Raw genomic sequence first — 13956 nt, 5'->3', positions numbered from 1 at the left:
GTGCCCCGGACGCAGCGCATCGCGGAAGACGCGCTGCGCTGCGTCCGGGGCACGAGCGCAATTTACTTCAGCAGCTTCATCGGATCGGGCACTTTCTGTTTCAGCTGCTCGAAGCGGCATTGCCCTGGCGCCTTGTCGGGACGCCAGCGCAGGATCGAGGTGCCGTGGCGAAAGCGCTCGCCGCTGAAATGGTCGTAGCAGACCTCGATCACCAGCTTCGGCTTCAGCGGGCACCATTTCGCCGAGCGATCGGTCGACCAGCGGCTCGGGCCGCCCGCCGCGTTGCCCGTAAAACCGGGTTTTGCAATCAGCGCCTCCAGCCGGTCGGTCAGCGCGGGCTTCTCGTCCGCCTTGAGCGCGGAGGTGAAGCCGACATGGTGCAGCAAGCCGGCATCGTCGTAGAGCCCGAGCAGCAGCGACCCCACCACCTTGCGACCCGCGATCTTGTTGGTGGCATAGCGGAAGCCGCCGACGACGCAATCGGCGCTGCGGTATTTCTTGATCTTCTGCATGCCGTCACGGTTGCCGGCCTGATAGGGCAAGTCGATGCGCTTGGCGATGACGCCGTCCGAGCCGCCGCCGGATTGCGCTAGCCATTTTTTCGCCGTGGCGTAGCTTGCGGTGAACGGTGAGAGACGGAACAGGCTGCCCCTCAGATTGGCTTTTGCAAACGCTTCCAGCGACGGCCGACGCTCGTTAAGCGTCTTCTCGGCGAGAGCCTTCTCCCGGGAGGTCGCAAGCAGATCGAAGGCGAGATAGAGTGCCGGCGTCTCCTGCGACAGCTTTTTCACGCGGCTTGCGGCGGGATGGATCCGTTGCAGCAGCGCGTCGAACGAAAAGCCCTTGTCCTGCGGCACGACCAGCTCGCCGTCGAACGTGAAGCGATCAGCCTTCAGCTTCAGCGCGGCGGCGACCACTTCCGGAAAATAGCGCGCGAGGTCTTCACCGGATTTCGAGCGCAGATCGACATCGCTGCCATTTCGCGAGAGGAGGCAGCGGAAGCCATCCCATTTCGGCTCGTACTGCCATTCCTTACCGCGCGGAATCTCGTCGACCGACCGCGCCTCCATCGCGACGAGGGATGTCGATCTTCGGGCGCGCTTCACGGGAGGGGCTGGCAAGGGCGGGACTCGTCATACGCTGAACATGTCCCACCAACGCAAACGGCCGGCCTTTGGGTCCTCTCGTAGCCCGGATGGAGCGAAGCGCAATCCGGGATTCGCGCCACAAGCGACAGCGGTCCCGGATTACGCTCTCGCTCCATCCGGGCTACGCAAAACAAAACGGCCGGTGATGAGCCGGCCGTTCCAAAAGCACTTCAGTCAATCGCGCCGGATCAAACCGCCGACGTGATCCACTGCTGCAGCTTCGCCTTCGGCGCGGCGCCGACCTGGCGGGAGGCCATCTCGCCGCCCTTGAAGATCATCAGGGTCGGGATCGACATCACGCCGTACTTCGAGGCGGTCTTCGGGCTCTCGTCGACGTTGAGCTTCACGATCTTGACCTTGTCGCCCATCGCGCCGGCGATCTCGTCGAGGGCGGGTGCGATCATGCGGCAGGGGCCGCACCACTCGGCCCAGAAATCGACGACCACGGGGCCGTTCGCCTTGAGCACTTCGGCTTCGAAATCGGTGTCAGAAACCTTGCCAACGGCCATTGGGAGTACCTCACTCGGTTGAGAGAATCGGCGCGACCTGGAATCGCGCTGGGGATCATGGGGTGAACCTATGAACGGCTTGTTGCCGGGTCAAGGACGCTCACACCGAGATGAAGAGATGCCAGCGCCGCGTCCAGCGCGGGGGCTGAAATCTCCATATATTCAAGGGCCTCGGTCCAAAGCAGGACGGCCCTGATGGGCTTTTGGGGATAAAGCCGCGCCAGCACCGCCCGGTACAGCGCAAGCTGCCGGACATAGGCGACGGGCGCCTCAGCCGCGCTTTTGGGCGCCGCCTGGTTGGTCTTGAAATCGACGATCAAGACCTCATCCGGTCGAATGACCAGCCGGTCGATCTGCCCCGATACCAACGCCGGGGCGCGACCCGGCCGCTCCAGCCGGCCGGCGATGGCGACTTCCGCCCGGCTGCCGGCGGCAAAGACCGGCGCAAAGCGCGGTTCAGTGATCAACGTGAGCACCTTGTCGGCCAGCGCGGTGCGGTCGGCCTCGGTCCAGTCGGCAGCGTTGCGCGTCATGAAGCCCAGCGCGGCCTCGCGCCGGCGCTCCGGGGCGATATCGGGCAGCGATTGCAGCAGCCGGTGCACCAGCGTGCCGCGCTGCAGTGCCAGCGCGCGCGACTGCACTGATTCGCCCGACCGGACGCTGCGGCCCTGCTCGGCCGATTGGCCGGACGGGCGCACGGGATCGTCCTCGGCGGCTTCGCGGGGTGCGGGGGTTCGCAGCCAGTCCGGCAAGGCGATCGTTTGATCCACCGAGACGGCCGGCGTGCCCAGCGCCGCGACATCCTCCGGCCGGGCGAAACGGGTGACCTTGCCGAGCGGCGTCTCGACGACCTGTTTGTCGAGCCCCGAGCCTGCCAGCCCGGTGTCGACCAGGTCGTACCAGCTCAGCTTGCGCACCGTCTTCATGTTGCCGGGCATGCAGCCGCCGACGATCAGCCGGTCGGCCGCGCGCGTCATCGCGACATAGAGCAGGCGGCGATATTCGTCCTCGGTTTCCTCCAGCATGGCCTTGCGTGCCTCGGCGACCGGCTTGGGATCATCGGCCTTGCGCCCGGCCCAGACCACGACCTCGCCGCCATTACCGCGCGGCACGTGGATCAGCCGCACGCGCTGAGAATCGGCCGGCGACGACGTGGTGTCGACCATGAACACGACGGAGGCTTCGAGCCCCTTGGCGCCGTGCACGGTCATCACCCGCACCTCGTCGCGCGAGATCTCCATGTCGCGCTTCACCTCGGTATCGGCCGAGCGCAGCCAGGCCATGAAGCCTTGCAGCGAAGCCGGCGCCTTGCGCTCGTAGTTCAGCGCCAGCTCCAGGAATTCGTCGAGCGCATCGTTGGCCTCGTGGCCCAGCCGGCGCAGGATGCGCGCGCGGCCGCCATCGCCGCCGAGCAGCCAGGCGTAAAAGGCGAACGGCGTCTCCTCGCCCGCGCGCATCTCGCAGGCTTCCAGGCGCCGCAGCACGGTCGCGAACTTTTCAGCTGTAGCAGCTTGCTCGCCGAGCGCGCGGCGCAGCGATCCCTTGCGGCCATGGGCGAGCACGAACAGATCGTCGTCGTCGAGCCCGAACAGCGGGCTCTTCAGCGCCACCGCCAGCGCAAGATCGTCCTGCGGCAGCAGCAGCGCATCCGCAAGGTTCATCAGATCGATGATGCCGATGTGCTCGGTGAGCTTGAGCCGGTCGGCGCCGGCGACGGGGACGCCAGCGTGTTTCAGCGCCTGGATCACGGCGTCGAACGCATTGCCGCGCCTGCGCACCAGGATCAGCATGTCGCCATAGCGTAGCGGACGGCGTTCACCGGCATGCCCGGTCAGCGTGCCGCTTTCGACCAGTCGCTTGATCTCGGCCTGGATGCGGCGCGCGAGCTTCACCTCGGGGCTGGTGGCGGCAACGCCGTCGAACGGCGCACGCCAGCCTTCGATCTCCTGCCGGTCGTCGGCCTCGGCGAGGTCCCACAGTTCGACGACGCTCGGGCCGGCGTCGCTGAGCGAATTGTGGAGGGGATGGCCGATGTCGATCGAGTGGATGCTCTTGTAGATCTGAGGCTCTCGGAAGACATGGTCGACCGAATGCAGGATCGCAGCACCCGATCGGAACGAATAGGTAAAGTCGACCGGATCGAACTTGAGCCCAGCCGCAGTGAATCTGCGGTTCAGCTCCCGCTTGCGGGTGTCGAATTCGTGCGGATCTGCGCCCTGGAACGAGAAGATCGATTGCTTCTCGTCGCCGACCGCGAACACCGTACGGTTCAGGCCTTCGCGCGCGCCTTCGCCGGCGGTGAATTCCGAGATGATGTGCGCAACGATGTCCCATTGTCGCGGGCTGGTGTCCTGGGCTTCGTCGATCAGCACATGATCGACGCCGCGGTCGAGCTTGTAATGCACCCAGCCTGAGGAGATGCGGTCGAGCATCGCCAGCGTCTTGTCGATGAGATCGTCATAGTCGAGCAGGCCGCGTTCCTGCTTCTCGCGGCGGTAGTTCGCCGCAGCCGCGGTCGCAATGTGCAAGAGAGCCGCGGTGCGGTCGCGCATGGTGACCGCGCGGCGCTTCTCGACCAATCCACCGACGCGCTGCGCTTCGGCCTCGAACAGGCGGGCGACGGACGGATTGTGCTCGCCGAATTTCTTGGTCAGCACCGACTTGCGCGGCAGCTTTTCGTCGGTGAGGAAGACGGACAGATAGGCATCGACCTGCGCCGCGCCGCTAAACACCTTGGCCTCGCGGAGCCGGCCCGCCTGGTCGTTGTCGGACTTGCTGCCGTCTTCCAGCGCGAAAGCGATGTCGTCCCAGCGCGAGCGTGGCAAATAGGGTCCATCGAGGATTTCCGTCTCGACGTCCTCGATGCGGTCGTTCGCATCGACACCCAGCGCCGCGGCCATCTGGGCCGCCGCCGCTTCCACGTTGCCGGCCCCGTCGGTCCAGGCCATGAAATGGTCGCGGCTGAGACAGGCCTCGCGCACGACCTCCTTGAAGGTGACGTCGGCGGCGCTTGCCATCGCGGTCAGCAGCGCGCGGCCGGTGACGCTGTCAGGCGCGCGCGCGGCCTCCAGCAGCACCTTCAGATTGGCGCGCTCCATCATGTCGGTCTGGTCGCGCTCGTCGATGACGGAAAAGCGCGCGGGCACATTGGCCTCGAACGGAAACTGCTGCAGCAGGCGGGTGCACAGCGCGTGGATGGTCTGCACCTTCAGCCCGCCCGGCGTCTCAAGCGCGCAGGCAAACAGTTTTCGCGCTTCGCGGCGTATCTTTCGATCAGGATGGGGGATGCCGACGGCTTTGATCGCGGCATCGAGGCCGGTGTCATCCAGCGTCACCCAGTGGCCGAGCGTGGTGAACACACGCTCGGCCATGTTGGCGGCCGCAGCCTTGGTGAAAGTGATACAGAGAATCTTCTCGGGAGGAACGCCCGACAGCAAAAGGCGGATCACGCGCTGCACCAGCACGTGGGTTTTGCCTGAGCCGGCATTGGCCGACACGAAGGCCGACGCGGTCGGGTCCGATGCACGCGCCTGACGCGCGCGCACCTCGTCGGGGATGGGACGCGGCAACTTCACCATTCCTCGATCCCCAGGCCGCCCGCCGCGGACCATTCCTTGATCCGGGCGAGATCGTCATAGGTGCCGTAGCGGTTGGTCCACATCGGCAGGTTCAGCGAGGTGTAGGGCTGGTTCTCGTCCTCGAAGGCGCGGATCAGTGCTTCCAGCTTGGCCCGCGCTTCGGCGGCCGCGATGTCCGGCGGCTGCGGCTCGTCGCTCTGCTTGTATTTGAGCTCGAGGATGCGCTCTTCGCCCGGCGGGTTGTTGCCGCTCAGGCGGACATAGACGAGCTGGCTCACGGAGGCGCCCGCATCGATGTCGGGGAAACCGCCTTCGCGGAGGATGGCGGCTTCCAGCGTGAGCTGCGGCGACAGGCCCATGCGGACCTGCTTGCCGGTCGGCGGCTGGCCGGTCTTGTAATCGAGGATGGCATAGCCGCCGCCCTGGCGTCGCTCGATGCGGTCGGCGCGCGCGGAAAGGTAGAATGTGCGTGCATTGTCGAGTCGGATCGAGATCTCGCCCCGAGTCTCTGCCGTGATCGCCTCGATCACGCCGCGCCGCGCCGTCTCCCATTCGCCGAACCAACGCGCGATGCGCTGAAACCGCGGCCACCACAGCGCCCGCGCCTCGGGACGCTCCATCAACGGCGCGAAATGCTTTTCGCCGATCGTGCGCAAGACACGTGCGGGGTCGTCGGGCAGACGAGCCGCATAGGTTTCCGTGAACTCGCCGATGGCATCGTGGATCGCCGAGCCGCGGTCGGCCGCCGAGAGCGGCATGTCGACGGGATCCAGCGCGTCGAGCCGCAGGATGTACTTTGCATAGATGGTGTAGGGATCGCGCAGCCAATCCTCGATCGCGGTCACCGACATCTTCAATGGCCGCGTCGCGCGCGGTGGCCGCGGCTCGGGCTGCTTGATCGGCTCGACCTTGTCGGGCTGGTCCAAACGCTCGGCAAATCGCACGTAGCTCTCGCCGGCTCGGATCGCGGCCTTCCAGAGATCGGCGCCCGCGACCGCCTCGAGCCGGTGCAGGAAGCGCGAGGCCACCGCCGGCGCGCCGCCGGCCTTGGCGGAATGGGTGAGGATCACTTCGTCACCGCCGAGCAGTTGCGCGAAGTCGTGGGCGGAGAGGCCGATGCGCCGTTCCGGCAGATCGAGGCCAAGCTCGTGCCGCATCGGCCGGCTGAGCCAGGGGTCGATGCGCGGCGCCGGTGGCCAGACGCCCTCGATCAACCCACCGATAATGATGCGGTCGGCCTGCATCAGGCGCGATTCCAGCGGGCCGTAGATCTGCAGCCGCGCGCCGGGCTTGTCGCGCCGTCGTACCGCGCGGTCGCCAAAGGCGGTCTGGAAGACGTCGGGATAGTCCGCTAGCTGCACCATCAATCCGCTGGTCGTGCCGCCACGCAGGAGATCGTCGAAAGCGCCGGCGAGCGCGAGGCCCTCGCGATCCTCGAAGGCGAGCGGAATGCCCTGATCGTCGCGCGACAGCGCGATCATGATCTCGCGATGCCGATGCGCGAGCTCGGCGAAGTCGTACGGCTTCGGCGGCGGCAGGCTCTCGATCGGCGCGAGCGCCTTCTGCAGGGCGTCGATCAGCGCCTGAATGCGATCGAGATCCTCGGCCTTGAGATGCGCGCGGGGTTCGGCCTTGTGAAGCGCGGAAACCTCGTGGCGCCACAGCTTTGCAAGCTCGTCACGGAAGCGGTTGAATTCACGCAAGAGACCGGCCGTACCGGCGGGCGGGCGCGTGCCGCGCAGGAGCGAAAGCTCGAGGTCTTCGATCTCCGCCTTCCACGCGCCGGGTGCGCGGCCGAGCCGGCACAGCGGATGCTTGAGCATCGCCAGCAGCGTCGGTGGCTCCAATCCCTTCGTCGCCGCCTCCGCCGCGAGGCGCGCGAAGATTCCGGCGGAGGTTTCGATCAGCACGTCGCCGCCGGAATCATCGAAACCGAGACCCCATCGGGTCAGCGCAGCCATCACGCGGCGCGCCAGCGCGCGGTCGGGCGTCACCAGCGCGGCGGATTTGCCGAGATGCCGCGCTTCGCGCATCGCAATGGCGATGGCGAGCGCTTCCATTTCCGGATTGGGTGCCTCCACGACGGCGAGCCTCGCCATGCCGCCCGAGATCTTCGTGGCGACATCCGGCTGCTTCAGCCGGTCGTGCCAGATTTCCGTCTTGGCGGAGGGGCGCATCGATTCGGAGGCGAGCAGATCGCGACCGCCTTCGGCCGGCGGCTGAAGGATCTCGACGTCGCTGCGCTTGATGCCGAAGCGCTGCAGCAGCGCATGCATGGCATATTGCGGATGGTTCGAGGCCGGGTGCTCGGCGAACTTGCCGAGCGAATCGCGCACCCCTCCGATGCTGCGCCAGGCGTCGTCGTCGAGATCGGTGTCGAGACCCGGCAGCACCACGGCGCCATGGGCTAGCTGCGCGACCGCGTGCAGGAATTTCGCGGTGGCCGGCATCGAACCGGTCGAGCCGGCCGCGATCACGGGGCCATGCGGATGCGCGGTCAGCCGCTTGGCTTCCGCCGCGATCAACAGATCGCGCCGCGCCGCCGGCTCGATCCGGTTGATCTCGGCGAGATGCTGGGGCCAGGCGATGCGCGCGATGCGCAGGAATTCGAGCGAGTGCTGCCAGTAGCGATCGAGCATGTCGGGCACGAGGCCGTCGAGCGCGTTCCAGTCGACGCCGCGCGTGACCATGTCGTCGATCAGGCGCGCGAGGTCGCCGGCCAGTGCAAGCGTCGAGGCGGGCCCGCCGACCACCAGCGGCGACAGCACCGGACCCTTGGCCCAGGCGGCAACGAGCTGCGCCAGCGTCAGCCGCCGTTCGAGCTCGCCGAGTCGCGGCGGGATCTCGAGCGGCGTTGCGCCGGAGAACTGCTCGCCCTCATCGGCGAAGGCGAGCTCGTCCTCGTCGATGTCGCCGAGCGCGACGATGCGCGGCAGCACGACGGCGTCCGTCTTCATCTCGTCGAGGAAGATCTCGCGCACGACGCGCATCGCGCGCCGCGTCGGCAGGTACAATGTCGCATCCGCCAGCCGCGCCGGTTCCTTGCGCGCCTCGAACCCCTCGACCAGCCGTCCCTCGAGCAGGGCCGCAACGACCGTGCGCAGGAAAGGAACTGAGATGGGAACGCTGAAGACACGCATGGGCTGCCTGATTCGAAGGATCAGGCAATATAGGGAGGCGGGGTCGAATGGTCATGGGCTGGGCAGGAATCGTCCCCCGTTGTTCGTGGGCTACACTCTCGTGCCCCGGACGCGGCGCAGCACGGAGTGATGCGCCGCTGAGCCGGGGCCCAGGTTACTTCGTTTCGTGACGGAGGATGGAGTGGGTCCCGGCTCTGCGGAGCGGCACCATAGCGTGTCGAAGACGCGCGTAAACGCGCTTGTGGCGCCGCACCGCGTCCGGGACAAGAGAGCGACCCTACGCCACGCTCTCCAGAAACGCCTCTTCCGCGGCGTGCACGGCGTCGGGCGTGCCGACATGCATCCAGACGCCGTCGAGGCGGAGGCCGAACAGCCGCTCCTGCTCGTTGGCGCGGTCGAACATCCTGGTCAGCGAGAACTCGCCTTGCGGCGCGCCTTCGAAGATCGTCGGCGACAGGATCGCCGCGCCCGCATAGACGAACGGAACGACCTCTTTTTCCTTGCGCTTGCGCAGGGCACCGTCCGGTAGCATGCCGTAATCGCCGCGGCCGCTATAGCCGATGCTGGTTGCCGTCGGCGCCATCAGCAACAGGATGTCCATGCGCTCAGGGTCGAAATTCTCGGCAAGCCGCGTCAGGTTGGAGCGCACGCCGTCGATCCACAGCGTGTCGGAATTGACATGGTAGAACGGCGCATCGCCGAGCAGCGGCAGCGCCTTGACCACGCCGCCGCCGGTGCCGAGCACCTGGTCGCGTTCGTCGGAGATGGTGACGCGCGGATGCTGGCGCGAGGCAGTGTGTTCGATGATCTGGTCGGGCAGGTAATGCACATTGACCACGGCGTCGGTCACGCCGGCCTGGCCGAGCTTGTCGAGCACGTGATCGAGCAGCGGCTGGCCGGCGACCGGTACCATCGGCTTCGGCATCTTGTCCGTCAGCGGACGCATGCGCAGGCCGAACCCTGCGGCGAGCACCATGGCTTTGGTCGGTTTGACGGACATCCTTCGCTTTCTCAGACCTTTTGTGTCCGCAGCAATCCTAACACGAGGTTGGATCGGCCGCAGCGCATCTCAACCGCCTTAACCACCCGCCGTGACGGTTGTACGACGGGTGTTGCCGTCATGCCCCGACGGCTGTGGAACGCGCCTTTTTCTTCTTGTCGCCGATCTTCAGGAAATTGACGCCGATCTGGTCGCCATTGACCCAGGCCAGCTCGCAACGCCGGTAGGCCAAGCCGGTGGACGACAGCAGCAGGAAGAACTCTTTCAGATGCAGGCCTTCGACCGAACCGTCGATGGTCAGCTTCGCGCCGCTGTCGGAGACGTCCTCCATGGTGCAATCGCGCCGCCATGTGCCGTCGATACCCATCATCTGGGCCGGAATGCCACGCTCGAAGACAACCCGGCTGTTGCCGCGCTGGTCCGTCTTTACCGCCATCTGCCCGCTCCAGCCCCGTAATTTCCCGGCTGCCTGGCCGCCAGAATACCGACATCTTGGCTAACAGCCGGTAAATCGACCCGCGAATCAGGTCTCCGGCGGGCTTTGGGGCTGGGGGACGTTGGCCAGATACCAGTCGCGCAGGAAGCTCAGCGCGGGATGGGCCAGCGAGCGCTGCAGATAGGTCCAGATCCGCGGCTGGTGGCGCAGATAATGCGGCTTGCCGTCGCGGCGGTTGAGGCGGGCGAAGGTGCCGAGCAGGCGCGTGTTCCGCTGCGCCGACATGATGGCGTAGGTCTCGGCGAAGCCTGCCGCATCGAAGCTCGCATCGGCCGCGCGGCGCGCCTTGATGTAGCGCGACAGCAGCGTCAGCTCGACGTTTTCGGGCACGTCGATCCGTGCGTCCTGGAGCAGCGACACCACGTCGTAGGATTGCGGACCGAGCACGGTGTCCTGGAAATCGATTACGCCGACGCGCTCGATGCCGGTGCGATCGCCGAGCCAGATCAGATTGGGCGAATGATAATCGCGGATGATCCACGTCCTCGGCGAGGCCAGCGGCTTCTTCAAGAGCTCGCGCCACATCGCGAAGAACTCCGCACGCGCCGCATCGCTCAGCGGCGCGTTGCGGTCGGGCAGATACCATTCCGGCATCAAGCCGATCTCGATCAGCAGCGCCTCGGTGTCGAAGACGGGGATGGCGTAGGTCTGGCCGTCCAGCGGCAGCGTTTCCGGCAGCGTCTTACCATGCAGCGCGGCGAGCACGTCGGTTGCGGCTTCGTAGCGCTCGACGATCGGGCGCGGCGGCTCGCCCTCGATCACGGCTTCGCTGCCGAAATCCTCCGAGATCAGAAAACCGTGGTCGAGATCGAAATGATGGATCTTCGGCGCCGAGATTCCCTGCGCGCGCAGGCCCTCGTCGACGGCGACGAAAGGCCTGACGTTTTCGGCGAGATGGACCGCGGCGCTGTAGGATTTTCCGCCGTACATCGCAGCGCCATCGGGCCGCTGCGGAAAGTTCATGAGGATGACGATCTCGTCGTCGCGCAGAAGCCGCGCATAGGAGCGCGTCGAGGCATCGCCCGCCATGCGCTTGCGCGTCGCATCCATATATCCGGACGCATCGAGGAACTCGCGCAGCGCCTGCAGCCTTGCGACCGTGGCCGCGCTCTTGCCGTGGCCGGTGACATCGGCGGCGCGCGCAGTCGAGCCCAGTGCGGGGCGATGCGTCAGCGCGATGTCGATGCGATCGGTGGGCATGGCCGACGGCGCGCGCTCCGGCCATTCGATCAGCACGAGCGTGGCATCGGGCAGCGGCGACAGGCCGATCTCCTCCAGCTCGCTTTCGTCCTCGACGCGGTAGAGATCGGCGTGCAGCACCGGGAAGGGCGGCAGCTCGTAGCCCTGCACCAGCGTGAAGGTCGGGCTCGGCACCTCCAGCTCTTCGTCGGCGGCGAGATAGCGGATCAGGCTGCGGGCCGCCGCGGTCTTGCCGGCGCCGAGATCGCCGGTGAGGGTGATGACATCGCCGGGGCCGACCAGCAGCGCGAGATCCGCCATCAATTGCGCGGTGGCCGTCTCGTTGTGGAGCGCGACGGAGAGTTTGGTGGGTTCTGTCATTCGGCGGCGTCGCGATGCGCCGCCTGGTCGGTCGGGAAATCGCAGATCACGACCGTGCCGCGGCCGACGATCGAATCCACCCGCACCTTGCCGCCATGCAGCTCGACGAAGGAGCGCACCAGCGACAGGCCGAGCCCGGCACCGCGGTGACGCGAGCCCTGCGAGCGGCTTTCGAACCAGTTGAACACCTTGTCCTTCATGTCGGCAGGTATTCCAGGCCCGGAATCTGTCACGGTGAAGACCACGCTGTGCTCGGTGCGCCGCGCGCTGATGCCGACGGTGGAATCCTGTGGAGAAAACCCGACGGCATTGGCGAGGAGGTTATAGAGCACCTGCACTACGCGCTTCTCGTCGCCGACGAAGCTGCCGATATCGGGCGCGATCTCGACCTTGAGGCGGATGCGGTCGGTGGCGAGGCGGTCCTGGATGCCCTCGGCGGCCAGCTCGATGGTCTTGCTGACGTCCACGGGGCCGAGTTCCAGCTTCATCGCGCCGGCGTCGATGGTGGCGAGATCGAGGATGTTGTTGGTGAGCGCCAGCAGCGCGTTGGTCGATTTGGTGACGTAGTCGAGATATTCGGCCTGTTTCGGCGTCAGCGGTCCGGTCGAGGGGTCGCTGAGGAAATGCGCGAAGCCGATGATGGTGGTGAGCGGCGAGCGCAGCTCGTAGGAGACGTGGTGGACGAAATCCACCTTCATCTGGTCGGCGGTCTCCAGTGCCTCGTTGCGCTCGCGCAGCGCGCGCTCGACATTCTCGGTGTCGGTGATGTCCTGGAACGTCAGCATGGTCGCGCCGTCATGCAGCGGGCGGATCATGCCGTCGAGCACGCTGCCGTCCTTGCGCTCCAGCTTCAGCGGCACGTCGGCGCGGCTCTCGATCGAGGTGACGGCCTCGCGGATCTGGCGCCACACCGCGGGATCGTCGAACAGCTGATGGCACCATCCTTCCACGGTCTGGATGTGCGGCTCGTCGCGCATGGCATCGCTCGACAGCTTCCACATCCGCACGAAGGCCGGGTTGAACAGCTGCGCCTTGCCGTTGCTGCCGAACACCGCGACGCCCTCGGCGAGACTGTCCAGCGTCTCGCGCTGAACGCGGATCATGCCGTCGAAGCGGCGGGCGAGCTCAAGGCTTTCGGTGACGTCGTCGAACAGATAGGTGACGCCGCCCTCCGGGTTCGGCGTGGTGACGACGGAGAGCGCGCGGCCGTCGGGCAGGTACCAGGTGTCCTTGGCGGCCTCGACCGCGCGGTAGGCCTCGTGCAGCTTGGCCTTCCACTCCCGGAAGTTCGGCTGCTCCTGCAGCTTGCGCGCGGCGCGGAGCTGGTCGAGCACGCTGGAATCGTCCGGATGGGCGTCGAGGAAGTTACGGTCGAGATCCCACAGCCGGCGGTAGGAATCGTTGTAGAAGGCAAGGCGCCGCTGGCCGTCGAACACGGCGACACCCGAGGAAAGCTGGTCGAGGGTGCGGCGATGCGCTTCCGCCATTCGCACCAGCGCCGAGCTGAGCGCATCCGCCTCGCTGGCATCGATGGCGACGCCGACGCTGCCGTTGCCGACATTGACCGCGCGCACGTCATAGATGCGCCGCTCGCCGCCGATCACGATCGGCATCCGCGAGGTGAAGCTCGCCGTATCCTTCAGTCCCCGCTCCATCGCGGTGCGGTCGGCGCTGTCGAGCAGTTCGAGCTTGCGCTCCTGCGCATCGGTGACGCTGGCCGCCTCGGTCGCGCGGACATAGGCCGGATTGGCGAAAGTGAGCGCGCCGTTGTCGCCCTTGGCCCAGATCGGCCACGGCGCGGCGGCGGCGAAACCGCGCAGCATCTCGGTCTCGTCCGAGAGCGCCTTGTAACGCAGATTGGTTTCGGCGAGGTCGCGCCGGAGACCGGAGAGCTCGCGAATCCGGACGATGGCCTGGCCGCCGATGGCGCGGCCGATCGCTTCCAGCGTGTGACCATGCGCGGTGGTGAGCGTCAGCTGGAACCCGTCGCCGCGGTCACGCAGCGCGTCGACCGCATGGTCCATCTGCAGTGCGGGTTCCGGCGGCAGCCAGGTTCCGAAAGCGAGCACGCGTTGCGGCGAGGAGTCGCGCGGCAGCACCATGGAGACGTCGCCGGAAATCTGCGCGCGATTGTCGCCGGCCGGCCAGGAGATCAGGATCTGCGGCTCGGCGAACAGCAGCGCGCCGAAGCGGTCGGCCTGCAGCTGCAGTTCCCCGATTCGCGCGCGCAGCCGCGCCTCGTTCTTCGCCGTGCGCACCCTGGTGCGCATCAACAGGATCGCGGCCACCACCGAGAAGCCGAGCAGGGCCAGCGCGGTGGCGAGCACCGCGAGTTCCTGCCGGTTGAAATCCAGCATGATGGAGAGGGTGTCGATGAGGTCGGCGGCCTCGGCCGGCGCAGCCGGCAGCAGCGCTGCAAGAGCGCCTCCCAACAAGCCGTTGCGCGCCAACGATGTGCACGACAGCAGCGTCCGACGCATCGACACGATCACGCCTGACATAGTTGCCCCAAGACCGCACAAATT

At 66.8% G+C, this 13956-nt stretch carries 8 protein-coding genes; all 8 read right to left on the bottom strand.

Annotation, left to right across the window (positions count from 1 at the left end; all coding sequences use genetic code 11):
* Nucleotides 1-62 precede the first annotated feature (62 nt).
* Nucleotides 63-1070: an ATP-dependent DNA ligase gene (locus QRQ56_RS13530; protein WP_438741463.1), complete on the bottom strand. Its 1008-nt coding sequence runs from the start codon at nt 1068-1070 to the stop codon at nt 63-65.
* A 266-nt stretch (nt 1071-1336) separates the two neighbouring features.
* Nucleotides 1337-1657: a thioredoxin gene (trxA, locus tag QRQ56_RS13525; protein ID WP_007598398.1), complete on the bottom strand. Its 321-nt coding sequence runs from the start codon at nt 1655-1657 to the stop codon at nt 1337-1339.
* A gap of 68 nt (nt 1658-1725) precedes the next feature.
* Nucleotides 1726-5235 (bottom strand): double-strand break repair helicase AddA, encoded by a 3510-nt coding sequence (gene addA / locus QRQ56_RS13520; RefSeq protein ID WP_438740650.1) that lies wholly within the window; start codon nt 5233-5235, stop codon nt 1726-1728.
* Complete coding sequence (gene addB / locus QRQ56_RS13515; protein ID WP_438740648.1) at nt 5229-8375, bottom strand: double-strand break repair protein AddB; 3147 nt, start codon at nt 8373-8375, stop codon at nt 5229-5231. The genes addA and addB overlap by 7 nt, the downstream gene beginning before the upstream one ends.
* A 277-nt stretch (nt 8376-8652) precedes the next feature.
* Entirely contained in the window at nt 8653-9375 is a 723-nt protein-coding gene (locus tag QRQ56_RS13510; protein ID WP_438740646.1) for a nucleotidyltransferase family protein, read from the bottom strand.
* A 118-nt stretch (nt 9376-9493) separates the two neighbouring features.
* Nucleotides 9494-9811 carry a PilZ domain-containing protein gene (locus tag QRQ56_RS13505; RefSeq protein WP_142248643.1) on the bottom strand — a complete coding sequence of 106 codons (318 nt, stop codon included), beginning with the start codon at nt 9809-9811 and terminating at the stop codon, nt 9494-9496.
* Between the two features lie 87 nt (nt 9812-9898).
* Nucleotides 9899-11431, bottom strand: a complete 1533-nt coding sequence (gene tsaE, locus QRQ56_RS13500) for a tRNA (adenosine(37)-N6)-threonylcarbamoyltransferase complex ATPase subunit type 1 TsaE (RefSeq protein ID WP_438740644.1) — start codon at nt 11429-11431, stop codon at nt 9899-9901.
* On the bottom strand, nt 11428-13932 hold the full coding sequence (locus tag QRQ56_RS13495) for an ATP-binding protein (RefSeq protein WP_438740642.1): 2505 nt from the start codon (nt 13930-13932) through the stop codon (nt 11428-11430). The genes tsaE and QRQ56_RS13495 overlap by 4 nt, the downstream gene beginning before the upstream one ends.
* Nucleotides 13933-13956 lie beyond the last annotated feature (24 nt).

The sequence above is a fragment of the Bradyrhizobium sp. U531 genome (genome assembly GCF_051710265.1).
Taxonomy (GTDB): domain Bacteria; phylum Pseudomonadota; class Alphaproteobacteria; order Rhizobiales; family Xanthobacteraceae; genus Bradyrhizobium.
This window is presented reverse-complemented; position numbering and strand designations above follow the sequence as displayed.